The organism is Erwinia sp., assembly GCF_049696395.1.
GTDB lineage: Bacteria > Pseudomonadota > Gammaproteobacteria > Enterobacterales > Enterobacteriaceae > Erwinia.
In genome coordinates this window covers 14,081-40,723 of record NZ_JBAVTT010000005.1, presented here as the reverse complement: position 1 = coordinate 40,723, position 26,643 = coordinate 14,081, and the positions used below count along the sequence as shown (strand labels likewise).

Sequence of the window (26,643 nt, the reverse complement as noted above, 5' to 3'; positions counted from 1 at the left end):
AGCCGTGAGGCTTTTTGACGTTGCCCGGCGGCTAAACCTGCGATCCAGATCACGGCACGCCCCTGCCGTTGCGTTTTATTCTTGGTCCAGCGGCCTGACCACTGGGCCGGAAACGGTTTTTCCTGCTTATTTAAGGAGCTCTGCATGGAACACACATGGCGCTGGTATGGCCCCAACGATCCCGTTTCGCTGGACGATGCCCGTCAGGCGGGCGCTACCGGCATCGTCACTGCACTGCATCACATTCCTAATGGCGAAGTCTGGCCAGTAGACGAGATCAAAGCCCGTCAGGCTCTGCTGGCCGAAAAAGGGCTGTTCTGGTCGGTGGTAGAAAGTATCCCGATCCATGAGTCGATTAAAACGCAGCGCGGGAATTATCAGCATTACATTGCTAACTATCAGCAGTCGCTCCGCAATCTGGGCAGCTGTGGCATTGATACCGTCTGCTACAACTTTATGCCGGTACTGGACTGGACGCGAACCGACCTGGCCTGGACCCTGCCGGACGGTGCTAAAGCGCTGCGTTTTGACCATGTCGCCTTTGCCGCCTTTGAGCTGCATATTTTGCAACGCCCGGGCGCCACTCAGGATTATGACGCGCAGGAGCAGAAAGAAGCGGCTGACCACTTCAACGCCATGACGCCGGAAGCCATTGAAACGCTGACCCGTAACATTATTGCCGGTCTGCCGGGCGCGGAAGAGGGCTATACGCTGGAGCAGTTCCAGGCTCAGCTTTCCCAGTATGACGGCATCGATAAAGCCGGCCTGCGTGAGCATATGGCCGAATTTCTGCAAGCCATTGTTCCGGTGGCAGAAGCTTCCGGGATTGTGCTGGCCGTGCACCCGGACGATCCTCCGCGTCCGATCCTCGGTCTGCCACGCATTGTCTCCACGCTGGAAGATATGCAGTGGTTAAAAGAGACGGTAGACAGTGTGCATAACGGTTTCACCTTCTGTACTGGTTCCTACGGCGTGCGGGCAGATAACGATTTAGTGAAGATGGCCGAAACGTTTTCTAACCGCATTCACTTCGCCCATTTGCGCTCTACGTTGCGCGAAGCGAACCCAAAAAGCTTCCATGAAGCCGCTCATCTCGGCGGAGATGTGGATATGGTTGGCGTGGTGAAGGTGATTCTGGCGGAAGAGCAGCGTCGCCGTCAGCAGGGGAACCAGCGCGCGATCCCGATGCGGCCCGACCACGGTCACCAGATGCTTGATGACCTGCACAAAAAGACCAATCCTGGCTATTCAGCCATTGGTCGCCTGAAAGGGTTAGCGGAAGTTCGCGGTGTGGAAGTGGCTTTGAAACAGATCTATTTTAACGACTGAGTTTACAAGGCCAGACAGTCGTCTGGCCTTTCCGTTAATCAACAATGAACAGCTGAGCGCCGGTAGGGCTCCAGGAGCGATGGGCCTCGGCCCGATCGGCTACCTGATAGCTCATCCCTGCCGTCAGTGAAAATACCCGTCCATCGTCCAGTTCCGTGTGCAACTCGCCGGAAAGACACAGCAGAATATGCCCTTTGGAACACCAGTGATCCGCCAGATAACCAGCGGTATATTCCACCATTCTGACGCGAACATCGCCGAAATGCTGCGTGCGCCACAGCGCTTTACCGGTTTCGCCTGGATGCTCAGTGGCGGCCAGCGCAGACCAGGCCGTAGTACCAAACGGAATGTCGCTCATCTTCATCGTGCTGATTACCTTGGTTTGGGGGCTTATCGCAGCATAACAACAGGGTGATAAGCATGTCCTCCTGAATTTAGGCCCGCAACGGCTTAAAAATGCGCGTACTTGGTGTAAATCAGTAAAGGCGTGTTTATGCTTTGAATACTCTCACCGGTGCGTAAACGGTCGATAACCTCAATACTGTGCTCAATTTCCCGTTGGATATCATGCCCAAGCACAATGTCCATTTCGCCAGTTTCTAGCAGGCTGCGGGTGTAGTCGCTCAGCTCATGTCCAATAAACACCACCTCGCTCGCCAGGCCCTTTTCCGTTAATGCCTTAGCAACGCCGCGATTCCCTCCGGCCATATTATAAATGCCCGCCATTGGCGGATTGTCGGCCAGAAACTTTTTGACGCTTTGGTATGAGCTTTCCGATTCATCGTTGATATTGACCCGCTCTACCACCGTAAGATGCGGAAATTCGGCGCGCAATACCCGCCGGAACCCTACCTCCCGCTCTTCCTGCGTGCGGTAAGTTGAGCTGAAAATCAGCAAAATATTGCCGCTCTGTTTCGGCAACATACGGCCCATCAACCAACCAGCCGTTGACCCGGTGCTGATCTGATCCAGACCGACATAGGCGCTGCGACGAGAATTGGGCAGATCGCTGGTCAGACAGATCACATGCACGCCGTCCTCTATCGCTTCACGTACGGCGCGATTGATTTTGGCGTCGTCCCGGCAGACCAGTAACACCGCCTCCGACTCTGCCGCCCTTCGGGTAATCAACTGGCTGAAGCGCTCGGTATTCACCTGCACATTCGGCACGCTGTCAAAACTGAAGGCGATTTCAGGATGCGCGGCGATATAGCGCCTCGCTTCCTGCTCCACCAGGCTGATAAAGCTGGTGCCGGACTCGCAGATAAAGGCAATGCGCCGCCGCTGTCCTGCTACCCCGTTCTCATCCCATTTACCGCCCAGTCGCTGTATCGCCAGCTTGACCTTTTTCCTGGTGACTTCACGCACGCCGGGACGGGCATTCAGCACCCGATCCACGGTAGCCATACTTATCCCGGCTTCGGCAGCTATATCGGCGATGGTTGGCCCTTTCCAGCTGTTTTTGTCAGGCATCGTTGCCTCCACATCTGTTGCTCTTGAGGTGTTTCTCATCATAGTTCAACGCGCCCATTCAGCCACTAAGGCTAAGCTGATGATTTCCTGCTTATTGCTGCTAATTGATGGCATTCACCTCATTTAAATCTGTGATTTAACGCATTTTTTGAGAATGCCGATGGGCCTTTGCGTTGACTTTTTTTCGGCCAAAAACGATCACTCATGCGGTAGACATTTTTCTCCCTCAGCTAAGGAATTACTGTATGTATAACGTTGCCCTGTTCGGTGCCGGTCGTATCGGTCAAATCCACGCGGCCAATATCGCGGCGCATCCAGATTGCCGACTGCAGTATGTCATCGACGTTTATCCTCCTGCCGCTCAGGCACTGGCAGAAAAGTACGGGGCCACGGTAGTGACAGCCGAGCAGGCGCTGGACGACAGCAGCATTAATCTGGTGGCCATTTGCAGTGCAACCATCACCCATGCAGACCTGATTGAAGCCTCTGCCAGAGCGGGCAAAGCGATCTTTTGTGAGAAGCCGGTCGATCTGAGTTTAGAGCGCGTGGAACGCTGCCTGGCTACGGTCAAAGAGTGTGGCGTGTCGTTGATGGTCGGCTTTAACCGCCGCTTCGATCCAAGCATGGCACAGCTGCAGCAAAGCCTGGCCGCCGGTGAGATTGGCAGTACCGAAATCGTGACCATCAGCTCGCGCGATCCTGGCGCGCCTCCGGCTGACTATCTGAAGACTTCTGGCGGGTTGTTCCGCGACATGACAATTCATGACTTTGATATGGCTCGCTGGCTGCTGCAGGAAGAGCCGGTCAGCGTGTATGCCAGCGCCTGTTCGTTGGTCGATCCCGCTATTAAAGCATTGGGCGATATTGATACCGCCATCGTTACGCTGACCTGTGCCAGCGGTAAAATGGCGGTGATCACCAACAGCCGCCGCGCCACTTACGGTTACGATCAGCGTATTGAAGTTCATGGCAGCGAAGGAATGCTGGCAGTGAACAACCTGCCGGAAAGTAGCCTGGTTAAATCTTCAATCAACGGCGTGGTAGCGCAGAAACCGATGTTCTTCTTCCTGCAACGCTATGCCGATGCTTATCGTCTGGAGTTCGCCAGCCTGATTGAGCATCTGAAAAATGGCAAGGCCATCTCCCCTGGCGGCGAAGATGGCTTACAGGCACTGCGCCTGGCTGATGCGGCGCTGGAGTCCATGAACAGTGGACAAGTAGTACGGCTGTAACTCTGTTTACTGCGCCTCAAACACGCTGGTGTCCGTTATCGACTGAGCGTTCACTTTCTCTGGCAGGATGGCCAGCGAGGAGAACAGATCGGACACCTTCTTCACTTTCGCACTAGCTTCAGCGGACACCGGACGAATACCGTGACAAACACCAGTGCGGTGGTCAGTCCTTTGCCATCGCGCAGCAAAGGCGTACCCTGCTGTTCCGCTATCTTCAGATCGGCCACAATCCGCTGTTGCTCGTCCAGATCCAGCCCAATCCCTTCATAGTTGTGGTTAGCCAGCCGCTGGAAGAAGCGCATGTTTTTGAAATCATCAGCAGGCCGTTTTTCTGCACCGCCACCCCAATCCCGGCAGCGGTGTGGGTATGCTGGGTTGTCTGAAGCTAAGCGGCCAGACCACGAGGGCAGCCTGGCACAGGGACAAAGGCGGGGGAAACCAATAATATGCAGAATATTGACTAAAGCCCGGTCTCTGCGCTTATGATTCAGGCAGACTGTCAGGCCTTTCATTAGCTACACTGTTTAGTACGAAAGATTGAGACATTTTTTACGCAACGTTTTGTTGGGTTACAGAGGTACGACGTGGACTCTATTTTTAAGACCAGCCCGGAAAAGAAGGGCCTTTTTCTGACTATTGCCGGTCTGGTTCCCTTATTCCTCTGTGTGGTTTTTACCTATATCGACGCCCGACAAATCGTGCATCGTCAGCAATCTGTTACGGCCTCTATGTTATTGAGTCAGGCTGAAGCGATCAGCGATCAGGCCTGGAATATGGTCGGCTTTCTGAGCAAGTCCTCCGGCAAACCCTGCAGTGAAACCAATCAGCAGCTGCAGGCCTATGTTTCCCAGTACCCTTATTTTCGATCGATAGGCGTGATGCAGGATGGCGAAGTCACCTGTTCATCCATGTTTGCAGGTTTAAGAGGCGATCTTAATACCCTGTTGCAAGGCCCTCCCCCGAAAACGCGGAAGGCCTGGTGGATGTACTCTGTGGCGGGAACCTATTCGGTAAAAAATCGGCCTGCGGTGATCTTCATGCGCGATCAGCCGACGATGTTCAGCAGTTATGCCATTGTTGATGGCCAGTATTTGCTCGACTTTATGGATGCCGTGGGCAAAAGCCACGGCTATAGCATCGCATTACAGTTTGGCGGCGGTTACCGCATAGTCAGTGAACAGCTTCCCGAAGCCCAGACTTCACTGTTCAACTCACATACGCTGATTGAGCGATCGCAACGTTATCCCATCGTGGCAACGGTTACCTCTCCCCCGCGCGACCTGGCGTTGACCTGGCGCCATGGAATGATGACCTTTATTCCGATGGCGGCTATTTTCTCGCTGCTGTTGATGATGATGACCAACAACTGGCTGAAGCGAAAAGTGTCAATTCGCGATCAGCTTAAGCGCGCTATTCAACGCCGGGAATTCTCGGTGAGCTATCAGCCCATTTATAACCTTGAAATGGGTGGACTCTCTGGAGCGGAAGCCCTGATGCGCTGGCAGTTACCCAACGGGAACTGGGCAAGACCCGATCTGTTTATTCAGGCTGCCGAAGAAGAAGGGATGATTGTCCCGCTGACTCAGCTTTTATTGCAGAATGTCGCCGAAGATGCCCAAAGCTGGCGGTTACCGCAGGGGTTTCATATTGCCCTGAATATCGCCGGTGAACATATTCAGCATGCTGATTTTATTGCGGATATCCGGGAGTTTGCGGCCAGGCTGGCCCATCACAATCCCAAAATAACCCTTGAACTGACCGAGCGAAGCCTGATTTCTGACGGCGACGATGTGATCGGCAAACTGCAGCTGCTGCGCCAGGAAGGGATAAGGATTGCCATCGATGACTTCGGCACCGGGCATTGCGCGCTCTCTTATCTGCAAACCTTCCCACTGGACTACCTGAAAATTGATCGGGGCTTCGTCAATGCCATTGAAACCGTAGAGGGGGAAGCACCGGTGCTGGATGCAATAATTATGCTTAGCCACAAGCTGAAGTTACGTATTGTGGGGGAAGGCGTGGAAACCCCCGTCCAGCTGGAGTACCTGAAGAACCGTGGTGTGGTCTTTATCCAGGGCTATCTGTATGCCCGGCCGATGAGCAGTAGCGCGCTAATGAGCTGGATAGAAGAACAAAGCCAGCAGCCCTGGCATTTAGATCCAACCAGGGAAAGAGCGGAATAAAAAGAAAAATCATGCCCGGCGTTTCTGGGCGGCGCGTAAGGCTACGTCCAGCGTTTCGTCGGCTGGCGGAACGGATATTTGTGCGTCCGCTTTAATTCCTACCGCTTCACGGCGAGCTTCTACACGCTGATTAATACGCGCCAGCGTAGGCATAATATGATCGGCCAGCTGCTGATATTCATCACAAACCTCCTGGCGCTTTTGGCTTCCGCTCTGTTGCGCCAGTTTCTCACCCAATATCTGAAAACGCTCTACCAGTCCTTGCATCTGTTGTGACAACAGCCCGTACCGGTTAAGGTCTCCAGCCTGCCGCTCCACCAACTTCCCCTGTAAAATCAACTTACCAAGCACCTTATCCACGCTTTCACCACAGTTCAGCCAGGCATTATTCGCACCAATAACCTGAGTATTAACCGGGTTAGTCGCAGGATATTTATCCCGGAAATTTACATTATTTTCAATGCTGTCATACATATTAAGATAATAATTCTCGAAGGTGTTTCTATTTTTATTATACATTTCCGGCTCCGCAAGAATGCGGCAGGAAGTATTACCCATAGTCCGATAACACGCAACAAATAAGTTTTACTCACTGGCGTTAATTAATTTAACTTAATTCAGGTAATGAATTATCCGCAATATACAGGGCTGTTCCTTTTTATTATTCTGCTGTTCAGAATGAATAACTGCCGTTCGGCGTTTTATCGTGCAGGATAGCCGTCGGTCGCTGGCACTGCTTCACAAAATTCTGTTTCTGATTCGGTCTGTGTCTGTTGCGCTCTTGTTGCTAATTTCAGACAGAAATTATGTGAGCTGCGTAAGAAACGATATACTAAAAGCAGACAGATCTGTTGATGGGAGCCAATACCCACTACAAATCGCTGTCCGTAGGGCTTCTGGCCCTACAGTATTTGTACCATTTTGCCCGGTGCCAGGTCTTGCGCGCGAGCAGAAAGGGGCAAGAATCTAATTGGGAAACAGACAATTACAGGGTGTTTTATATGAAGCTACGTAGGAAGCGTGTTAAGCCGATTGGCTTAAAAGACGTAACGATCATTGATGATGCCAGGTTACGCAAAGCCATTACCGCCGCGTCGCTGGGCAACGCCATGGAGTGGTTCGACTTTGGGGTTTACGGTTTTGTGGCCTTCGCATTAGGCCAGGTATTTTTCCCGGGTGCCGATCCGGGCTTGCAGATGATTGCCGCGCTGGGAACCTTCTCCGTTCCTTTCCTTATTCGTCCGTTAGGCGGCCTGTTCTTTGGCCGACTGGGTGACAAATACGGGCGTCAGAAAATCCTTTCCATCACCATTGTGATCATGTCGATCAGTACCTTCTGTATTGGCCTGATACCGTCCTATGCCACCATTGGCATCTGGGCACCTATCCTGCTGCTGCTGTGTAAAATGGCGCAGGGCTTCTCGGTAGGGGGTGAATACACCGGTGCTTCAATCTTCGTGGCTGAATACTCCCCGGACCGCAAGCGCGGCTTCATGGGCAGCTGGCTGGACTTTGGTTCTATTGTCGGCTTCGTGACCGGTGCGGGTCTGGTGGTGTTGATCTCGACAGTTATCGGCGAAGCCAAATTCCTTGAGTGGGGCTGGCGTATTCCGTTCTTCGTGGCGCTGCCTCTGGGCCTGATCGGGATCTACTTACGTAATGCGCTGGAAGAAACCCCGGCGTTCCAGCAGCACGTAGACAAACTGGAAAAAGGCGACCGTGAGGGTCTGGCCGACGGCCCGAAAGTGTCGTTCAAAGAGATTGCCACCAAGCACTGGAAAAGCCTACTGGCTTGTATCGGTCTGGTGCTTTCGACCAACGTCACCTACTACATGCTGCTGACGTACATGCCAAGCTACCTGTCGCACAATCTTCATTATTCCGAAGATCACGGCGTATTAATTATCATCGCCATCATGATTGGTATGCTGTTTATTCAGCCGGTTATGGGGCTGATGAGTGATAAATTTGGCCGCCGCCCGTTCGTTATCATCGGCAGCATCGCGCTACTGATCATGGCCATTCCTTGTTTTATGCTGATCAACAGTAACGTGATGGGGCTGATCTTTGCTGGCCTGCTGATCCTGGCGGTGATACTGAACTGCTTCACGGGCGTGATGGCTTCCTCGCTTCCGGCGATGTTCCCTACGCATATCCGTTACAGCGCCTTAGCCAGTGCTTTCAACATCTCCATTCTGGTTGCCGGCTTGACGCCAACGCTGGCCGCCTGGCTGGTAGAATATACCGCTAACCTGTACATGCCGGCTTACTACCTGATGGTTGTGGCGGTTGTGGGTCTGGTCACCGGTATCATGATGAAGGAAACGGCGAATATGCCACTGCGTGGCGCTACGCCTGCGGCTTCCGACATTCATGAAGCGAAAGAGCTGTTGCAGGAGCACCACGATAATATCGAAACCAAAATCGATGATATCAGTGAGCAGATTGCCGATCTGGAAGAGAAACGTAAGCATCTGATCAATCAGCATCCAAATATTAACGAATAACGTTTATCTGGATTGATGACAGCAAAAGGCCCGCGAAACTCGCGGGCCTTTTTTATGGCTGTTAAGGCTGAAGGGAAGTCAGCAGCTTACTGGCTCATTGCGCCTTTTTTCATCTCGTCTTTCTTCATGCCATCTTTGGACATCGAGTCTTTAGACATCGAGTCTTTCTTCATGCTGTCTTTGGACATGGAATCTTTGTGCATACAGTCTTTGCTCATGGAGTCTTTGCTCATACTGTCTTTTTTCATGGAGTCTTTCCCCATGCTGTCTTTTTTCATGCAGTCCTTAGACATAGTGCTCATGCTGTCTTTCTTCATGCTATCCGCCGCGTGAGTTACACCACCCATAGCCATCATCATCACGCCGGACATCAGTACCGCAGTCATCATCTTTTTCATGATCAATCCTTACTTATTTTTGGGAAGCACAGTATGTGCAGGGACACGCGTTTTCAGCGGCTTAGCTTCCGCCAAACCAGTTGTAGCCTTGGTCTTCCCAGTAACCGCCAGGGAAGGTGTTGGTGACTTCAATCACCTGAATATGTTTGGGATTCTTGTATCCGAGTTTGGTTGGCATCCGCAGTTTCATCGGATAGCCGTATTTTGGCGGCAGGATTTGCCCGTCATAGGTCAGTGCCAGCAGCGTTTGCGGGTGCAGCGCGGTCTTCATATCAATGCTGGTGTAGTAGTCGTCAGCACACTTAAAACTGATGTATTCCGCACTTAAATCCGCGCCAATCAGTTTGAGGAAGGCTGCAAACGGCACTCCGCCCCATTTGCCTATGGCGCTCCAGCCTTCCACGCAGATATGGCGGGTGACCTGGCTGACCTGCGCCATGTGATAAAGCTCCGGCAGAGACCAGCTGCGCTTATCCAGCACTTTGCCAGTGACCTTCAGGCGATAAGCCGCCCCGTCGACCTCTGGCACATCCTCTTCGCCGTAGAAGGCATTAAAAGGAAAGGGACGAGTCATCTGCGCTTCCGGGTAAACCGGTGCCAGTCGATCGCTACCAAACAGCCAGTGCTGCACGCGGTCATTCTTACGGGATATCGCATTCAGGGCAGACTCCACCCCGGCGTTATCGCTGATATCGCAGCCGGTCAGCATCGCCACGCCACCCAGTGTCAGCCCATTACGCAGAAAACGTCTGCGTGAAGAAGAGTCCAGCTGCCGAGTCAGTAATCTCTGTGCTTCAGCCACAATGTCCTGGCTGTGAGAGGCACTGAAAATCTGTTGGATTATTTTTTTCATCTCGCTTCCTTAACGGCCACGGATCATCGCAATCAGCGTTTTCGGCACCAGCGCCACCATCACCACATGCAGCACCACAAAGCCCATCAGTGACGCCATCGCCAGAAAATGCACATAGCGCGCCGTGTCATACCCGCCAAGCAACTCTCTTAACAGGGGAAATTGCACGGACTTCCACATCACCAGTCCGGAAAGCACCAGCACGATGCCGTCGAACATCACGAACAGATAAGCCAGCCGCTGCACCATGTTGTAATGACGGAGATCGGCATGCTGTAAGCGGCCTCTCAGCGCATCGGTCAGATCTTTCAGCAGCGCACGGAAGCTTAATGGCCAGTATTTTTCTTTAAACCGGCCAGTGACCAGGTTCATTACCAGGTAAAACAGGCCGTTAAAGCCAAATAGCCACATCGCCGCGAAGTGCCACTGCAACGCGCCTCCCAACCAGCCGCCCAGCGTGATCTGGCCCGGAAATTCGAAACCAAACAGTGGCGATGCGTTATAAATTCGCCAGCCGCTGGTGACCATCATCAGCACTGCAAGCGCGTTAATCCAGTGCACCAGACGTAACCACAAACGATGCACAACAACTGGCTGAACGGCAGAACCCTGAGTGGGCAAGTTCATGATGGCTATCCTCTGGCAAGGGTCGATGGGTTAAGTATTGAGCGAATCTCTTCCCGAAGACCTCACGTAGAGTTAAACAAAATGTGATAACTCCGGGCCGGGGCTTTGTGTAGACTGCACAAATAATCCGCAGCAGGAATCCGCTTATGGACAGCAAGAAAATACTGATTGTCGAGGATGACGGTGACATCGCCGATTTGCTCTCCCTGCACCTTCGCGATGAGGGCTACGACATCACTCACGCCGACGATGGCGACAAAGGCGTGGCGCTGCTGGAAAAGGGCGGCTGGGATGCGCTGATTCTGGATTTGATGTTGCCAGGCGTTGACGGGCTGGAGATTTGCCGCCGGGCGCGCAACATGACTCGCTACACCCCAATCATCATTATCAGCGCCCGCTCAAGCGAGGTTCACCGCGTGCTGGGACTGGAGTTAGGGGCCGATGATTATCTGGCAAAACCCTTTTCGATGCTGGAACTGGTCGCCAGAGTCAAAGCGTTGTTCCGCCGCCAGGAAGCCATGGGCCGTAATCTGAAGATGGATGCCGGCACCCTGAGTTTTGGCGACCTGATCATTGATCCGATTGCCCGCGAAGTGTCGCTCAAGCAGCATCCGGTCGAGCTGACGCCCCGTGAATTTGACCTGCTCTACTTCTTTGCTAAAAACCCCGGCAAAGTCTTTTCCCGCCTCAGCCTGCTGAATCAGGTTTGGGGCTATCAGCATGAAGGGTATGAACACACGGTAAACACGCACATCAACCGTCTGCGCATCAAAATTGAAACCAATGCGGCGGAGCCTGAAAGGATCCTCACCGTGTGGGGCAAAGGGTATAAATTTTCCACTGGGGCGCACGACGCCTGAGGAATGGGTATGCGACAGTTCACTCTTTCACAACGCCTGATGTTGGTGTTTGTTCTCCTGCTGGTCGCCTGCTGTGCCATTTCCGGTTATATGCAGGTTCGCACGGCTAATCAGTACAGCCAGTCGGTTATTCAACGCCTGTCGGTGAATCTCGCTTCGCAAATCGCCAGCAATAATCCGCTGCTGAGCGAACAAGGCCTGAATCAGAACTCCGTGCATCAATTGTTTAACCAGCTGATGGCGGTCAACCCCAGCGTGGAAGTTTACCTGCTGGATAACGAAGGCAATATCGTGGGCAATGCCGCGCCTGCCGGTAAATTGCTGCAGCAAAAGGTCAATCTGGCCCCGGTGAAAGCCCTGCTCTCTGGCGCGGCTATGCCGGTTTATGGTGATAACCCCCGCGCACCAGACCAACCGGAAGTGTTCAGCGTTGCGCCGTTAAAAATGGGCAGCGAGCAGAAAGGCTACGTTTACATCGTGCTGCAGGGCGAGGAGTACACCGCGCTGGCCAGCGAAGCGCAGTACAACTCTGCCGTGATGATGGCTCTGCGATCCATGGGGCTGGTGATCCTGTTTGGTGGGCTGACCGGGATTATCGCTTTCCGTTGGGTAACGCGCCCGGTACGTAAGCTGACCGCGCAGATAGCCACGCTGGAAAGCGAAGGCATGCCAGCGATTCAGGCACTGGCTCAAAGTGAAGTGCCCGCAGGGCAGCCCCGTGATGAAGTAACACAGCTGCAACAAGGGTTTATCAATCTGGCGAAGCGCATCGATCAACAGTGGCAAAGTCTGACTATGCAGGACCAGATGCGGCGCGAGTTTGTGGCCAATATTTCGCATGACCTGCGCACGCCGCTAACCTCATTGCATGGCTATCTTGAGACGCTGTCGGTTAAGGCGGATACGCTAACGCCCGCCGATCGTCAGCGCTATCTGGGCATTGCCCTCGCACAGAGCCAGAAAGTCGGCAAGCTGGCGCAGGAGTTATTTGAGCTGGCAAGGCTGGAGTATGGCGTGGTGAAGCCGCAAAAAGAGAGCTTCAGCCTGAGCGAATTGGTGCAGGACGTATTGCAGAAATTTGAGCTGACCGCCGAGTCCCGCCATCAGCATATTCGGGTGGATATTCAGCCGGGGATCCCGCTGGTGAATGCCGACCTGGGGATGATTGAGCGAGTGCTTACCAACTTACTGGATAACGCGCTGCGCCATACGCCGGAAGAGGGGTTGATTGAAATCCGCCTCTATTTGCAGGCCGGTAAAGTGATGGTGCAGGTGAATGACAGCGGCCCGGGAATTGCCAAAGAACAGCAAACCGATCTGTTTGTCCGCCCTACTTTGCTCAATATGCGTAAGCACCGCGTAGGCGGTTTAGGGTTGATGATTGTGCGCCGCATCCTGCAACTGCATGACAGCGATATTCAGCTGGTAGACAGGCCCCAACGCGGAGCCTGCTTCCAGTTCTCCGTGCCCGTTTAAGTCGGTGTAAGCTGGACGTAAAGTGAGCTGTCAGGGCTAAAACATTAACTGGCGAGGGTCATTTCGATCTCCAGCGCCGCCATCTCCTGGCGAGCGGAATCAGGGAGATAGGGATCGGTAATAATCGCGTCAAATCGGGCCAATGGCAAAGCGAGGAAAGTCGCGATCTTATTGTATTTTGAACTGTCGGCCAGCAAAACGCGTTTACGGCTGACTTCACTGACCGCGCGCTTAACGGTGATCTTCTCCGCATCCGGCGTAAAGATGCCGCGCATGCCCCAACAGGAGGCCGAGATAAAGGCAATATCAATCGACAATCCCTGCAAGGCCAGCGCTGCCGCATCACCCACACAGGAACGATTATCACGGCACAACGTGCCCCCCGTGTGGATCATCCGGCACTGGCTGTTATCGATAAAGAAGTTGGCAATCACAAAGTCGTTGGTCACCACAGTCAAATCGTCCCGCATGCCTAGTTCACGGGCCAGCGCCAGCGTGGTGGTTCCGGCATCCAGATAGATGCAGCTGTTGCGGGGAATATGCCTGGCCGCCGCTTCGCCAATCGCCTGCTTCTCCTGGCTGAACATGCTGGTTTTATCCAGATGTGAGGGCTCGCTGGCTAATCTCTCTGTAGATCGGACGCCCCCCGAGACCAGCATGACCGCGCCCTGCTCTTCCAGCTTCTGCAAATCCCGGCGGATAGTCATATGTGACACCGCCAGCCGATCCGTCAGTTCAGCAATGCTCACTACACCCTTTTCCTGCACCAGCGCTAAAATTTGTTGATGTCTTTCGACCGGGATCATGGTCTCTCCTTGTGAGCCGGGGTTATCTGCCGGATAAGTGTAATAGAGCAGGCGAGCGGACTGCACCCCAATTTTTATCATTTTATCACGTAACCCGCTCACTGCTCAGGTTTTGATCAGCCCATAAACTGGCACATAATATTGATAATTAAGGCATTGATAAGCTTTTCCTTAGCTTACCAGTATGTTAAACCTTGTGAAAATCAGGTGAATGGCTGTTAATTAATGTGATGCACATCACCCATCCTGCCGAAAAAAGCGCCTATACTTCACACAACAAAACAAATTATCACCTAAATTAACACGGAGAGCGTATGCCTAACGCAACATCAATGTCGGTCTGTGTCGTTGGCCTCGGGTCTATGGGCATGGGCGCGGCGCAATCCTGTCTCAAAGCCGGTCTGAACACCTACGGTGTCGACCTGAATCCAGCGGCGCTACAAACCCTGTTGAGCAGCGGCGCAAAAGCTGCCGATACCCGTGCTGATGCCTTTGCCGGGCAGTTAGACGCTGTGCTGCTGTTGGTGGTTAACGCCGCGCAGGTGAACCAGATCCTGTTTGGTGAGAACGGCCTGGCTGCCCACCTGAAGCCAGGCACCGCAGTGATGGTCTCTTCTACTATTTCTTCTCAGGATGCGCTGCTGATTGAACAGCGCCTGGCTGAGCACCAGCTGATCATGTTAGATGCGCCAGTCTCTGGCGGGGCTGCCAAAGCGGCGCTGGGCGAGATGACGGTGATGGCATCCGGCAGCGATAAAGCCTTTGAGCTGCTGCAACCGGTGCTGGATGCCGTTGCAGGCAAGGTTTACCGCATTGGCAACGAAATCGGTCTGGGCTCCACGGTGAAAATCATCCACCAGCTGCTGGCTGGTGTGCATATTGCGGCGGGTGCCGAAGCGATGGCGCTGGCTGCGCGCGCAGGCATTCCTCTGGACACCATGTATGACGTGGTGACCAATGCGGCGGGTAACTCCTGGATGTTTGAGAACCGTATGAAGCACGTCGTGGACGGGGATTATTCGCCAAAATCTGCGGTGGATATCTTCGTGAAGGATTTGGGCCTGGTCGCCGACACGGCCAAAGCGCTGCACTTCCCGCTGCCGCTGGCTTCTACCGCCTTTAACATGTTCACCTCTGCCAGCAACGCCGGTTTTGGCCGCGAAGACGACAGCGCAGTGATCAAGATCTTCAGCGGCATTACTCTGCCAGCGAAAAAGGAGCACGAATAATGCGTCTGGGCGTGATAGCAGATGACTTCACCGGAGCCACCGACATCGCCAGCTTCCTGGTGCAGAATGGCATGGCGACGGTGCAGGTCAACGGCGTGCCAGCTGAACCGCTGGCACTGGAAGCCGAAGCGATTGTGGTAAGCCTTAAGTCCCGCTCCTGCGCGCCAGAGAAGGCAGTAGCCGACTCTTTGCAGGCGCTGGCGTGGCTTCAGCAGCAAGGCTGCGAACGTTTCTACTTTAAATATTGCTCCACCTTCGACAGCACCGCCAAAGGCAATATCGGCCCGGTAACGGATGCGCTACTGGCTGAGCTGGGCGAAACGCAAACCATTCTCTCCCCTTCACTGCCGGTCAATGGCCGCACGGTGTATCAGGGGCATCTGTTTGTGATGGATCAGCTGCTGTCAGATTCCGGTATGCGCCACCATCCGGTTACGCCGATGACAGACAGCAACTTACTGCGCCTGATGGAAGCCCAGGGCGAAGGTAAAGCCGGGCTGATCAACAGCCAGACTCTGGACAAGGGTGCAGACGCTGTCCGTAAGGCGCTGGCAGAGTTAAAAGATCAGAACGTGCGTTATGTCGTGCTGGACGCGCTGAACGAGCAGCATTTGCTGACTCAGGGCGAAGCGCTGTGTGAGATGAAGCTGGTGACGGGCGGTTCCGGCCTGGCCATTGGTCTGGCTCGTCAGTGGGCAAGCAGCGCGCACAACAGTGAACAGGCTCAGGCCGCTGGCAAACCTCAGGGCGAGCTTGCAGTAGTGCTTTCCGGTTCCTGCTCAACCATGACCAATCGTCAGGTTGCACGTTATCGCGATCAGGCTTCTTCTCTGGCTGTAGATGTGGAGCGTGCGCTGGAACAGCGTGAAGCTTATGCCATTGAACTCTGTGAGTGGGTAGCCGCGCACAAAGGTGAAAAGCTGGCCCCACTGCTGTTCGCTACCTCAGAGCCTGAAACTTTAAAGCGTATTCAGCAACAGTATGGTGCAGAGAAAAGCAGCGAAGCCGTTGAACAGCTGTTTGCCTGCGTAGTGCGTGAGCTGCAACAGCGTGGCTGGCAGCGCTTCATCGTCGCTGGAGGCGAAACCTCAGGCGTGGTCGCGCAGACGCTGAATATCGACGCCTTCCATATCGGCCCGGTGATCTCGCCCGGTGTTCCGTGGGTCAAAGCCGTTTCCCAGCCTATTTCGCTGGCATTGAAATCCGGCAACTTCGGCGATGAAAATTTCTTCGCCCGCGCACAACAGGAGTTCTCCCTATGACTGAACAACAAGCACGGGAAGAGATGGTTCGCCTCGGCGCTTCTTTCTTCCAGCGCGGTTATGCCACCGGGTCAGCGGGCAACCTGTCCATGTTACTGGAAGACGGGACGTTACTGGCCACGCCTACCGGCTCCTGCCTTGGCGAATTAGTGGCTGACAACCTGTCAAAAGTGACGCTGGAAGGCGACTGGATTGGCGGCGATAAGCCTTCGAAAGAGGTCAGCTTCCACCGTGCGATCTATCTGAATAATCCGGCTTGTGGCGCCATCGTCCATCTGCACTGCTTGTATCTGACGGCGCTGTCCTGCCTGGAAGGGTTGGACAAGCAGAACTGTATCCGCCCGTTCACGCCTTATGTCGTGATGCGTGTGGGCGATGTTCCGGTCGTGCCTTATTACCGTCCGGGCGATGCTCGTCTGGGCGAAGACCTGGCCAAACTGGCACCGCATTACAAAGCTTTCCTGCTGGCGAATCATGGTCCGGTCGTGGTGGGTAAAACGCTGCGTGAAGCGGCCGACAACACCGAGGAGCTGGAAGAGACGGCTCGCCTGATCTTCACCCTTGGCGACCGCCCGATTCGTTATCTGAAGGATGACGAAGTGGCTGAATTACGGAGCTAACCATGCCTAAGTTTGCCGCTAACCTCTCCACGATGTTCACCGATTTGCCGTTTATGGATCGCTTTGATGCGGCGGCGGCGGCGGGATTTCGCGGCGTGGAGTTTTTGTTTCCTTATGACTACGACGCCGCAGAGCTGAAGGCGGCGTTAACCCGTAACGATCTGGAACTGGTGCTGTTTAACACGGGTCCGGGCAACGTTGATGCCGGTGAATGGGGCGTTTGCGCCATTCCTGGCCGTGAAGAAGCGGCCCGTCATGACATCGATCAGGCGCTGGAGTATGCGCTGGCCTTAGGTTGTCCTCAGGTGCATATCATGGCCTCCACCGTGCCTCAGGGTGCCGATCGTGAGGCGTACTGCCAGACCTTTATCAGCAATATCCGTTATGCCGCCGACCGTTTCGCGCCGCACGGCATCCGTATTTTGCTGGAAGCGTTAAACCCCAAAACCAAACCTGGCTATCTCTACTCCAGCCAGTACCAAACGCTGGAAATGGTCAAACGTATTGATCGGCCAGGCGTGTTTACCCAGCTCGACCTGTTCCATGCGCAGTTGGTGGACGGCAACCTGAGCCATCTGATCACCGGGTTCAGCGGCCAGTATCAACATATCCAGATTGCTTCCGCACCGGATCGTCATGAACCGGACGAAGGCGAAATCAACTACCCGTGGATGTTCGATCTGATCGATCGCAGCGGCTATCAGGGCTGGATTGGCTGCGAATACTTCCCTCGCGCCAGCACCACAGAAGGGTTGGGCTGGTTCGACGCCTATAAATAATGAATGACTGACCGAGTAAAGGCTGCGCGCCGTTAGCGCAGCTTTGGCTTTCTGTTGCCTGAATTGGGGCAGAGCCAGGGACGCAATACCCGTACCGTGCTGAAAAGCATGACAAAATTATAAAATCCTACGAGGCTGAGATCATGTCCACCGCCCTGTTACTGACTATCGCCGTCGCCAGCGTGCTGATTTTGCTGCTGATGGTGATCAAATTGAAAATCCATCCGTTTGTCGCGCTGTTAGTGGTCAGCCTGTTAGTGGCTATCGCTACCGGTATTCCGGCGGACAACATTATGAAAGTGATCGTTGCCGGGATGGGCGGCCTGTTAGGGTCCATTACCATCATCATTGTGCTCGGCGCGATGCTCGGGGCGATTATTGAATCCTCCGGCGGCGCAGAGTCACTGGCGCAGCGCTTTACTCATGCGCTGGGCATCAAACGCACCGTTGCCGCTCTGACTATGGCTGCCTTTATTCTGGGCATTCCGGTGTTCTTTGAAGTCGGCTTTATTATTGTGATCCCGCTGATTTACGGCTTCACCAAGGTCGCGAAAGTGTCACCCATCAAATATGGCCTGCCGATGGCGGGTGTGATGTTGACCGTGCATGTGGCTTTGCCAACGCATCCTGGCGCTGCTGCTGCTGCGGGTCTGTTGGGTACGGATGTTGGCTGGCTGATGCTGCTGGGCATAGCAATTTCAATTCCTGTGGGTGTGGTCGGTTATTTTGTCGCGAAGGCCATGAACCGCCGTCAGTACCATCTTTCGCTGGCCGTACTCGAGCAGTTGCAGCTGGCAAAACCCGAAAGTACTCCGGGCAAATCAGGCCAGCAACCGCCGGGCGCAGCGCTGATTGCGTCGTTGATCGTCGTTCCCATCGTGCTGATTGTCGTGGGCACGCTAGCGCACACCGCGTTGCCTGAAGGTAACGTCATTCGCCAATTGCTGACGTTAATCGGTACGCCGGCAATTGCCCTGCTGATTGCGCTGGCGCTTTCTGCCTGGCTGCTGGCTCTGCGTCGGGGCATGCATAAAGAGAAGCTGGGCGAACTGCTGGACCGCGCTATCCCAAGTTCTGCTGGCGTGATCCTGGTCGCCGGTGCTGGCGGCGCGTTTGGTAAAGTGCTGGTCGAGTCTGGTGTCGGCAAGGCGCTGGCACTGTCGCTGGAAACCATCCACCTGCCGCTGATCCCTGCTGCCTTTATTTTGTCACTGGCGTTGCGTGCTTCGCAGGGTTCTGCGACCGTTGCTATCCTGACGACCAGCGGACTGCTGACTCAGGCCGTGACAGGACTGAGCGATATGCAGTTGGTGCTGGTTACGCTGTCAGCCTGCTTCGGCGGACTGGGCCTGTCCCACGTTAATGACGCCGGTTTCTGGGTAGTGACTCGTTACCTGGGCCTGTCAGTAGCGGACGGTCTGAAAACCTGGACCGTGCTGACCACCGCCATGGGCGTCACCGGCTTTGTGCTGGTCTGGTTGTTGTCCGCAGTGATGTAACCGCTTTACTCTGAGTCAGCCCGTCGAAACAGGGGCTGACTCAGGCTTTTTTGTCGTAACCCCCCGTTTTTTCCTCGCTTTCCTATACTGGTTGTTTACTGCTGGGATAAGGAGAAAGTATGAAATATCTGTCGCGCTTCGATTTTTTTAACCTGTTTATGACCACCTCATTCTGGATCGGGACGGCCACGGTCATCATCATTACCCTTGTCATGTACTGGATCATTAACCGGCTGCTGGCCTTTATTCAGAGAGGGATTAACCGCAGGGGAGAGAAGGACAGCACCAATCACAAAACTCGCCCTATCGTCACCGATATGCTGGGAAGAACCAGCAAGTCACTGATCTTCATCTCTGCCTTTTTGTTCAGCCTGCGCTTCGTTAACCTGCCGGATAACCTCTACAACACCATCAGCCACGCCTGGTTCCTGGTGCTGGCGATTCAGGTCGCACTGTGGCTGGATCAGGGAATTGTCTCCTGGGCACGCCAGGTAATGATTGAGCCAGGCATGAAAAAAAATCCGGTGACGTTAGTGATTACCGGACTGATCCTTCGCGCCATAGTCTGGTCAGTGATGCTGCTGTCTATCCTGGCGAATGCCGGTGTGGATATTACCGCGCTGGTCGCCAGCTTAGGGGTCGGCGGTATCGCTATCGCACTGGCCATTCAAACCATTCTTAGTGATGTGTTTGCTTCGCTGTCGATTGGGTTTGATAAGCCGTTCGAGATTGGTGATTTTGTGGTGTTCAATGATGTGGCGGGAACCGTCGAGCACATTGGCTTGAAAACTACCCGTATCCGCAGCCTTAGCGGCGAGCAGATCGTTTGCGGTAACGCCATTCTGCTGCAACAGACGTTGCACAACTACAAACGGATGCAGACGCGTCGCATTGTCTTCACCTTTGGCGTGGCGCTAAATACCCCGCCTGAAAAGCTGCGCAAAATCGGTGAGATGGTCAAAGTGATCATTACCGAAGCCGGTGAGACAAAGTTCGACAGGGCACATCTGCTGGGATTTGGTAGCGATCGCCTGAATTTTGAAGTGGTGCATATCGTCAACACCGCTGACTATAACCAGTACATGGACATTCAGCAGGAGATTAATATTCAGATCATTGAGCGGTTGCAGGAGCAAGGAATTGAGATGGCGCTGCCAAGCATGACTATCAACAATCCCTACAGCGCGGCGAAAGAGCCAGCCAGTGAGGGTCCGGTGGCTGAAACTCAGCCCGGTTGAAGCTGAACGACGCCCATTAAAAAAGCCACTCAGCCTGTAACTGGCCTCCTTTAAAGGGGCCGTTCAGGTGGAGTGGCTTCTTTCTGCCGCTGAAAACAAAAAACCCGCACCAGGCGGGTTTTTTTTCATCGCTATTACCTGGCTGCTCGGGCTGGTGCCGTCATCGCTGTCGCAAGTGTTAGCGAAGTATCAGCAATTACAGAGCAACTACGTTGCCAGCTGATGGACCTTTAGCACCGTTCTCGATAGTGAACTCTACTTTCTGGCCTTCGTCTAAAGTTTTGAAATCGTTGCTCTGGATTGCAGAGAAATGTACGAATACATCTTTGCTGCCGTCTTCTGGAGAAATGAAGCCGAAGCCTTTGTCAGAGTTGAACCATTTTACTAAACCAGTCATTTTGTTAGACATAGATATTTCCTTAATATATTGAGCCACTCAACGCGGCGAACTTGGCCTGAGTTTCAGATAATTACTTATGGGCGCACTTAGGAGGAGGCTCATGAGGAAGGGTATCTAGGGATAACACTTAAACTGAGGACTGCTTTACTAAAACTGCTTACATAAGGTCTGTGTTCCAAACCGATGACGCATACTACCCCTGGGTCGACTCATTAAGCAAGCGTTAATTTTTTTGATGATTTTTTAACAAGTTGCGATCGCCCTTTTCCTGCCAGCAGAGCGCGGCCTGGATACCTTCATTCCGCTACTCAGCAAAATCGACCCTAACCTGAGAGACATCGAACTCTATAACTAACAGCAACCAGAGGAGCGTTCGCCTCCCTTACTGGTTGCTGTTAACCGTTGTGATTACCCTACATTCTCTTCCACAGCGACTTTCTTCCTGGCTGTGAAGTTATAAACCACCAACAAACCAAAGATGCCGGTGATGATCAGGGTGATGGTTCCCTTATCCATAAAGTGAGCCATATTGCCTAGCAGGATCCCCACCACGCCAAAGTCGGTATCAGAGAAGGTGGTGTTGGTCAGCCCAATCTGTCCCAGTACCGGCAACAGAGCCACTGGCAGGAAGGTGATTAACAGGCCATGAGCAAAGGCACCGCAAATCGCGCCACGCTTGCCTCCGGTGGCATTACCAAACACGCCAGCCGTGGCGCCACAGAAGAAGTGAGGAACAACACCAGGCAGAATCAATACCCAATGCAGTTGACCGAGAACAAACAGCCCAACCAGGCCACCGACAAAGCTGGAGATAAAGCCAACCAGAACCGCATTCGGGGCATAAGGGAAGACAATCGGGCAATCCAGCGCTGGTCTGGCATTCGGCACCAGTTTTTCTGAAAAACCGGTAAAGGCAGGGACGATTTCAGCCAGGATTAAGCGCACACCCTGCAGAATGATAAAGACGCCCGCCGCAAAGGTAATGGCCTGAATAAAGGAGTAAACCAGGTAGTTCTGACCGTTGCTGAAGTGGGACTCTACATACTCTTTACCTGCAGAAACCGACAGAATTAAGTAAATAATCATCATCGTCAGCGAGATGGAGATCGTACTGTCGCGCAAAAAACTCAGGTTTTTTGGCATGTTCATTTCTTCGGTGGATTTTGACCCTTTTCCCACCAAAGATCCGATCCAACCCGATAAGACATAGCCAATCGTCCCGGTGTGCGCCAGAGCGACATGGTCACCCCCAATGATCTTGCGCATATAGGGCTGGGCGATGGCCGGAAAAGTGGCCATCAGAATGCCCAAGGCCAGCGATCCGGTATAGATAAGCTGAATACCTTCAAATCCGGCAACCGATAAAATAATCGCGATCATACAGGCCATATAGAACGTCACATGACCAGAAAGGTAGATGTATTTTAATCGGGTGAACCTGGCAACAACGATGTTGGCGACCATGCCGAAGGCCATGATCATCGTGGTAGGCGCACCATATTTAGCCAGCGCGATAGACACCATCGCTTCGTTGTTAGGAATGATGCCCTGAACATCAAACGCCTGTTTGAAAATGTCGCCCAATGGCGTCAGCGAACCGACCAGAACGGTCGCCCCGCCGGCCAGCACCAGGAAGCCCAGAATGGTTTTTACCGTGCCTTTAATGACATCAGGAAACGGCTTCCTCTGCGCAACCAGTCCGAATAATGCCACCAGTCCGACTAATATGGAGGGCACTTTCAGCACGTCGACGACGAACTGCAAAAGGTTTTGAGTAAACATATTAACCTCGAGGGTAAGGTGTTTATCTAGTTATAAGGGTCAGTTTTTCTCAAAATACTCGCGTATTTTTTGCTCAACTTCCTTCAGGTCAATAATGTTATTGATGATGATGACCTTGTCTTCCGGCAGATTTGCGCTGTAGGCAATGTCTTTTGCCATCACAAAAACATCCGCCACATCGGGGGTCACAGAGCCGAGATCCGAATGGTCAACTTCAGCTTCAACCCCCATCGTTTTAAGCACTTTCTTGATGTTCATTTCCATCATGAAGCTGCTGCCCAAACCTGAACCACAAACCGCCATAATTTTCATATCAAACCTCATTAGCTGTTGATCAAAAGTAGAGTTGCAACTGGCAGACTAGCCGCCTGATAAAATCGTCATAAGCGCTTCTTTGCTGTTCGCAGTGAAGAGCTGCTCCATGATGTTTTCATCGGACAGGACTTCCGCCAGCTGGGAAATCATGTCGATATGGCTATTACTGTCCGGGGCGGCGAACATAAAAATGGCCTTCACCGGATCGTTCTCTTCAGAATCAAATTTCACTGCTGTTCCCAGCAGCACAATCGACAATCCCAGTTTATGTGCGCCCTGCTCCGGGCGCGCGTGGGGCATGGCAATGTGTGGAGCGATGACAAAATAGGGACCGATCTCCTCTTTTTGTCGAATAATGGCATCAATATAATCCTGCGAAATTGCGCCCTCACTGAGCAGAGGACGCCCCGCAATCTGCAGCGCTTCCTGCCAGTCAGCTACGCTTTCAACGTACTGTACTTTCTCGTTATTTAACCAATTAGCCAGATGTGACATCGTCTTAATCCTGCTGTTTACATGGGCAATAAAATTGAGTTGAGCAGCGTTCTGGCCGCTGCCAGACCCCTTCGATACTGGCTTCTACCGCCAGACAGTTGCACACGGCCTTAAAGAACGGTTTTTATAAGGAATAAGGTCTGTTCTGATGCTGGTTTTTCCCTGGCAGCCTTGAGTATGTACAGTCAGGTGTTGTGTAAAATATTCCATTTCTCAATTCAAGCCTTTACATTTTATTCGCCCGACTTAGCAAATCAGGATGAAATCAATAAAGCAGAAATCTTATAAAAAAACTATTTATACAGACACTTAGTTAATAATATTCCACGTGAACCGTCTTTATGCCGCGTTATTCTTTGCTGTAAACCATTACGTATAGACAGGTTTCACGTGTATAGTCATCTTGATGATGAGCCTGGACGTGTACAGATACAACATCTAACGTTAAAATATCGCTGGACAAGCTTGAGCTCTGTGTAAATTCGTTAAGTTGATCACATATTCATCTCACTGAATGGCTATTCAGCACAGAAAGTCAGCCCTGGCTGGGCTAATACGGATCGAGGGCGTCTGTCCTTCACTCAAACGGGAAGAAAGTCGATGGTTGATGGCATTACAGAAAAACAAAGAGAGGTTGTTGATTACATCCTCAAAAAAATTAAGGACGATTGCCTTCTACCCGGAGAGAAACTGGATACCGAGATTTCTATTGCCAAAAATATAGGAATCACCCGCGCGACAGTTCGTGAAGCCACACGCATTCTTATTGAACAACAGCGGATTTACCGGGTGAAAGGATCCGGACTGTTTGTTGGAGCGATTGGGATCAGCAACCAGTCAGGGAGATTTCATGCCCTTTCACCTTTCGATTATCAGGCGCAAAAGCATGGTCACAAAGGCGTCAGAAAAATTATCTCGGTGAGCATCATGAAGGTCCCCACGCCGGATATGGCACAAGCGCTGCGCATCAAGAACAGCGATCAGGTGTATAAAATAGTCCGCCTGATGTGCTTCGATGATATTCCAGTGGCGCTTGAGCATATTCACCTGCCGGTAAGCCTGTTTAGCAGTATGGAATTCAGCAAGCTGGAAATATCGAAATACTCTTATATAGAGGAACTTACCGGCAAAAAAGTCCAGCTACGGGACCAACATTTAGCGGCGATAAATTTAACCGACCCGGACATTCTCGCATTGTTAAATTTGACGGAAAACGAGGCGGTTATTCAGATTAATGAAACCGTATTCCTCGACGATGGCGTGCCTTGTGAAGTGAATATTGCGCTGATCAATACCCGACTTTTCCCGCTGAAACAGAATTCTCAGCGCCCTTAGCTGATAATTTGGCAAGACGGAAAGTAACCAGTTCTCTGTCCGCAGCTAACGCTTCGAAAGCCCTCAGCCCCTATCACTGGGGTATGAAGGCCTTTATCACTGGCTGCTGCAATCAGTAAGGCGCTGCGTTCAGGTAGACGGGAACGGAGTAAACGCCTGATGAAAGCTTGTAACTTACGCTACTACTATAAGAATAAATCTTTCCACGCACATTCAGATAGAGTTTACCGTCATCCACTTTAGCCTCCGCATCTTTATCGGAGGTGATCATGAAGGGCTGCGTGTCACCACCGATACTTTCTGTGAACTCTTTTTCACTTTTCGATGCGTCATATACGAAGTAACGATAAGAATATGCCGTTGTTGCACCGGCATCACCTTCCGTGACGTAGAGCACTGCCAGATTGTTAATCTGAACCTTTTTCAAGACCCTCTCAGAAAAGGGTGTCAGCTGGGATAGAAGATAAATACCACCAGCCAGCAGGACGACCAGTGGCACCAAAAAATAACGTTTTTTAAAACCCCGAACGCTTTGCAAAATCACTCCCTGCCTTTATCCAGCCCTGATCATTTGGGTCATCACCCTAATACTGCCCAGCATCGTTAATATTGTACCGGTTAATTTCGGCACTTTTGAGCGCCTCACTCACGTTGCGGAATTCTGGCAGGGAAAGTTTACATTCATTCTGAACACAATCACAAAGCCTGAGCACAAGCCCAGGCGGAAGCCCAGGCCCACTGGAAGTTATAGCCGCCAAGCCAGCCCGTGACGTCCACAACTTCGCCAATAAAGTACAGACCCGGCACATGCCGTGCTTCCATGGTTTTGGAAGAGAGCACGCTGGTGTCGACTCCGCCCAGGGTGACTTCCGCTGTGCGATAGCCTTCGGTGCCGTTGGGCTGAATGCGCCAGTGATGCAGTAACTGCACCAGCTCAGCCTGCTGGCGGCTGTTTAGCTGCTTCAGCGTGCATTCAGGCACATTGCCCAATAATTGCAGGCTGTCTACTAACCGGCGAGGCAGGACTTTTGCCAGGGTGTTTTTCAGGCTTTGATTGGGGTGGGCTTCGCGCTCTTCATTAATAAAGCTGCCCAGCTCGCGTTCTGGCGAAAGATTAATAGTGACGAATTCGCCAGGCAGCCAGTAGCTGGAAAGTTGTAAAACAGCCGGTCCGGACAGGCCACGGTGCGTAAACAGCAGCGCCTCTTTAAACACCGTGCCATCTTCGGCGCTTATCGTTGAAGGAACGGCAACGCCAGACAATGTTTGCAGCTGTTCCAGCAGCGGCTTATGCAAGGTAAACGGCACCAGTCCGGCACGGGTAGGAAACACCTTCAGACCGAATTGCTCAGCAATTTTGTAGCCAAACGGCGAAGCGCCCAGCCCAGGCATGGACAGTCCACCAGAAGCGATCACCAGTTTCTCAGCCTGTACCGTATCGCCGTTCAGCTCCAGTGTGTAAGCCTCATCCCGAGCAACGCTCAGCACTTCGCTTCTCAGCCGCACCGTCACGTTCCCGGCTTCGCACTCTTTTAACAGCAGGTCGACAACTTGCTGTGCCGAGTCATCGCAAAACAGCTGGCCCAGCGTCTTCTCATGCCAGGCAATGCCATGGCGATTGATCAGGTCGATAAAATCCCACTGGGTATAGCGCGCCAGCGCAGATTTACAGAAATGGGGGTTTTGCGACAGATAGGCCGCCGGTTCGATATAGAGGTTGGTAAAGTTGCAGCGACCGCCGCCGGACATCAGGATCTTACGCCCCGCTTTTTTGCCGTTATCCAGCAGCAGAACGCGCTTGCCTCGCTGCCCAGCCTGAGCGGCACAGAACAAGCCAGCCGCACCGGCGCCAATGATGATAACGTCAAACTTTTCCACGACTCGCTCCGGGGCTGCTAAAAAAACGCTGATTGTAGTGATAAGGGGCCGCGGATGCCAGAGTCAC

The 26,643-nt window shown here is 52.8% G+C and carries 28 protein-coding genes; 14 read left to right on the top strand and 14 right to left on the bottom strand.

The features are described 5' to 3' along the window. The first annotated feature begins 144 nt into the window (after window positions 1-144). Window positions 145-1,329: a mannonate dehydratase gene (gene uxuA / locus WCC56_RS00605; RefSeq protein WP_424690501.1), complete on the top strand. Its 1,185-nt coding sequence runs from the start codon at window positions 145-147 to the stop codon at window positions 1,327-1,329. 34 nt (window positions 1,330-1,363) lie between these two features. Here the strand turns inward: uxuA and WCC56_RS00600 are convergent, their stop codons facing one another. Continuing rightward, window positions 1,364-1,693, bottom strand: coding sequence for a DHCW motif cupin fold protein (locus WCC56_RS00600; RefSeq protein ID WP_424690500.1), 330 nt, complete (start codon window positions 1,691-1,693; stop codon window positions 1,364-1,366). A gap of 86 nt (window positions 1,694-1,779) precedes the next feature. Continuing rightward, complete coding sequence (locus tag WCC56_RS00595) at window positions 1,780-2,802, bottom strand: LacI family DNA-binding transcriptional regulator (RefSeq protein ID WP_424690499.1); 1,023 nt, start codon at window positions 2,800-2,802, stop codon at window positions 1,780-1,782. Window positions 2,803-3,047: 245 nt separating this feature from the next. On the opposite strand from WCC56_RS00595, the gene iolG reads away from it, so the two are divergent. Continuing rightward, a complete protein-coding gene (gene iolG / locus WCC56_RS00590; protein WP_424690498.1) occupies window positions 3,048-4,034 on the top strand; it encodes an inositol 2-dehydrogenase in 987 nt (328 codons plus the stop codon). A gap of 101 nt (window positions 4,035-4,135) precedes the next feature. On the opposite strand, the gene WCC56_RS00585 is transcribed toward iolG, so the two are convergent. Then, entirely contained in the window at window positions 4,136-4,546 is a 411-nt protein-coding gene (locus WCC56_RS00585) for a hypothetical protein (protein WP_424690497.1), read from the bottom strand. A gap of 72 nt (window positions 4,547-4,618) precedes the next feature. Between WCC56_RS00585 and WCC56_RS00580 the strand changes: the two genes are divergently transcribed. Beyond that, a complete protein-coding gene (locus WCC56_RS00580; protein ID WP_424690496.1) occupies window positions 4,619-6,217 on the top strand; it encodes an EAL domain-containing protein in 1,599 nt (532 codons plus the stop codon). A gap of 9 nt (window positions 6,218-6,226) precedes the next feature. Here WCC56_RS00580 and WCC56_RS00575 read toward each other — a convergent pair whose 3' ends face one another. Then, window positions 6,227-6,736 (bottom strand): hypothetical protein, encoded by a 510-nt coding sequence (locus WCC56_RS00575; RefSeq protein ID WP_424690495.1) that lies wholly within the window; start codon window positions 6,734-6,736, stop codon window positions 6,227-6,229. 482 nt (window positions 6,737-7,218) lie between these two features. On the opposite strand from WCC56_RS00575, the gene proP reads away from it, so the two are divergent. Next, window positions 7,219-8,724 (top strand): glycine betaine/L-proline transporter ProP, encoded by a 1,506-nt coding sequence (gene proP, locus WCC56_RS00570; protein WP_424690494.1) that lies wholly within the window; start codon window positions 7,219-7,221, stop codon window positions 8,722-8,724. 86 nt (window positions 8,725-8,810) lie between these two features. On the opposite strand, the gene WCC56_RS00565 is transcribed toward proP, so the two are convergent. The 3 genes from WCC56_RS00565 to WCC56_RS00555 form a co-directional block, all read right to left on the bottom strand. Beyond that, window positions 8,811-9,122: a pentapeptide MXKDX repeat protein gene (locus WCC56_RS00565; protein WP_424690493.1), complete on the bottom strand. Its 312-nt coding sequence runs from the start codon at window positions 9,120-9,122 to the stop codon at window positions 8,811-8,813. A gap of 61 nt (window positions 9,123-9,183) precedes the next feature. Beyond that, window positions 9,184-9,975, bottom strand: coding sequence for a molybdopterin-dependent oxidoreductase (locus WCC56_RS00560; protein WP_424690492.1), 792 nt, complete (start codon window positions 9,973-9,975; stop codon window positions 9,184-9,186). Between the two features lie 9 nt (window positions 9,976-9,984). Continuing rightward, window positions 9,985-10,602 carry a cytochrome b/b6 domain-containing protein gene (locus WCC56_RS00555; protein ID WP_424690491.1) on the bottom strand — a complete coding sequence of 206 codons (618 nt, stop codon included), beginning with the start codon at window positions 10,600-10,602 and terminating at the stop codon, window positions 9,985-9,987. A 146-nt stretch (window positions 10,603-10,748) separates the two neighbouring features. Between WCC56_RS00555 and WCC56_RS00550 the strand changes: the two genes are divergently transcribed. Next, window positions 10,749-11,462 (top strand): response regulator transcription factor, encoded by a 714-nt coding sequence (locus WCC56_RS00550; protein ID WP_424690490.1) that lies wholly within the window; start codon window positions 10,749-10,751, stop codon window positions 11,460-11,462. Window positions 11,463-11,471: 9 nt separating this feature from the next. After that, on the top strand, window positions 11,472-12,938 hold the full coding sequence (locus WCC56_RS00545) for a sensor histidine kinase (RefSeq protein ID WP_424690489.1): 1,467 nt from the start codon (window positions 11,472-11,474) through the stop codon (window positions 12,936-12,938). A gap of 44 nt (window positions 12,939-12,982) precedes the next feature. Here the strand turns inward: WCC56_RS00545 and ygbI are convergent, their stop codons facing one another. Then, a complete protein-coding gene (gene ygbI / locus WCC56_RS00540; protein WP_424690488.1) occupies window positions 12,983-13,744 on the bottom strand; it encodes a DNA-binding transcriptional repressor YgbI in 762 nt (253 codons plus the stop codon). A gap of 314 nt (window positions 13,745-14,058) precedes the next feature. On the opposite strand from ygbI, the gene ltnD reads away from it, so the two are divergent. The 7 genes from ltnD to WCC56_RS00505 all read left to right on the top strand — a co-directional run bounded on the left by ltnD (window position 14,059) and on the right by WCC56_RS00505 (window position 20,594). Then, window positions 14,059-14,973: an L-threonate dehydrogenase gene (ltnD, locus tag WCC56_RS00535; protein WP_424690487.1), complete on the top strand. Its 915-nt coding sequence runs from the start codon at window positions 14,059-14,061 to the stop codon at window positions 14,971-14,973. Next, entirely contained in the window at window positions 14,973-16,235 is a 1,263-nt protein-coding gene (gene otnK, locus WCC56_RS00530; protein WP_424690486.1) for a 3-oxo-tetronate kinase, read from the top strand. Before ltnD ends, otnK begins: the two co-directional genes overlap by 1 nt. Further along, window positions 16,232-16,855 (top strand): aldolase, encoded by a 624-nt coding sequence (locus WCC56_RS00525; protein WP_424690485.1) that lies wholly within the window; start codon window positions 16,232-16,234, stop codon window positions 16,853-16,855. Before otnK ends, WCC56_RS00525 begins: the two co-directional genes overlap by 4 nt. Before the next feature lie 2 nt (window positions 16,856-16,857). Next, entirely contained in the window at window positions 16,858-17,634 is a 777-nt protein-coding gene (locus WCC56_RS00520) for an HPr family phosphocarrier protein (protein ID WP_424690484.1), read from the top strand. 143 nt (window positions 17,635-17,777) lie between these two features. Next, window positions 17,778-19,133 (top strand): GntP family transporter, encoded by a 1,356-nt coding sequence (locus WCC56_RS00515; protein WP_424690483.1) that lies wholly within the window; start codon window positions 17,778-17,780, stop codon window positions 19,131-19,133. Window positions 19,134-19,252: 119 nt separating this feature from the next. After that, window positions 19,253-20,371: a mechanosensitive ion channel family protein gene (locus WCC56_RS00510; protein WP_424690482.1), complete on the top strand. Its 1,119-nt coding sequence runs from the start codon at window positions 19,253-19,255 to the stop codon at window positions 20,369-20,371. A gap of 67 nt (window positions 20,372-20,438) precedes the next feature. After that, complete coding sequence (locus WCC56_RS00505) at window positions 20,439-20,594, top strand: hypothetical protein (RefSeq protein ID WP_424690481.1); 156 nt, start codon at window positions 20,439-20,441, stop codon at window positions 20,592-20,594. Here WCC56_RS00505 and cspE read toward each other — a convergent pair. The 4 genes from cspE to WCC56_RS00485 all read right to left on the bottom strand — a co-directional run bounded on the left by cspE (window position 20,568) and on the right by WCC56_RS00485 (window position 23,363). Beyond that, window positions 20,568-20,780, bottom strand: a complete 213-nt coding sequence (gene cspE / locus WCC56_RS00500) for a transcription antiterminator/RNA stability regulator CspE (protein ID WP_013204302.1) — start codon at window positions 20,778-20,780, stop codon at window positions 20,568-20,570. The two genes, WCC56_RS00505 and cspE, sit on opposite strands and share 27 nt — an antisense overlap. A 399-nt stretch (window positions 20,781-21,179) precedes the next feature. After that, window positions 21,180-22,553, bottom strand: a complete 1,374-nt coding sequence (locus tag WCC56_RS00495; protein WP_424690480.1) for a PTS ascorbate transporter subunit IIC — start codon at window positions 22,551-22,553, stop codon at window positions 21,180-21,182. A gap of 39 nt (window positions 22,554-22,592) precedes the next feature. Continuing rightward, complete coding sequence (locus WCC56_RS00490; protein WP_424690479.1) at window positions 22,593-22,865, bottom strand: PTS sugar transporter subunit IIB; 273 nt, start codon at window positions 22,863-22,865, stop codon at window positions 22,593-22,595. 48 nt (window positions 22,866-22,913) lie between these two features. After that, window positions 22,914-23,363, bottom strand: a complete 450-nt coding sequence (locus WCC56_RS00485; protein ID WP_424690478.1) for a PTS sugar transporter subunit IIA — start codon at window positions 23,361-23,363, stop codon at window positions 22,914-22,916. Window positions 23,364-23,963: 600 nt separating this feature from the next. On the opposite strand from WCC56_RS00485, the gene WCC56_RS00480 reads away from it, so the two are divergent. Next, the gene (locus WCC56_RS00480) at window positions 23,964-24,698 is read left to right on the top strand and encodes a GntR family transcriptional regulator (RefSeq protein WP_424690477.1); all 735 of its coding nucleotides are present in this window, start codon (window positions 23,964-23,966) and stop codon (window positions 24,696-24,698) included. 112 nt (window positions 24,699-24,810) lie between these two features. Here WCC56_RS00480 and WCC56_RS00475 read toward each other — a convergent pair whose 3' ends face one another. Together WCC56_RS00475 and WCC56_RS00470 are read right to left on the bottom strand one after the other, a co-directional pair. Beyond that, window positions 24,811-25,236 carry a hypothetical protein gene (locus WCC56_RS00475; RefSeq protein ID WP_424690476.1) on the bottom strand — a complete coding sequence of 142 codons (426 nt, stop codon included), beginning with the start codon at window positions 25,234-25,236 and terminating at the stop codon, window positions 24,811-24,813. A 158-nt stretch (window positions 25,237-25,394) separates the two neighbouring features. Further along, window positions 25,395-26,576 (bottom strand): NAD(P)/FAD-dependent oxidoreductase, encoded by a 1,182-nt coding sequence (locus tag WCC56_RS00470; RefSeq protein WP_424690475.1) that lies wholly within the window; start codon window positions 26,574-26,576, stop codon window positions 25,395-25,397. Window positions 26,577-26,643 lie beyond the last annotated feature (67 nt).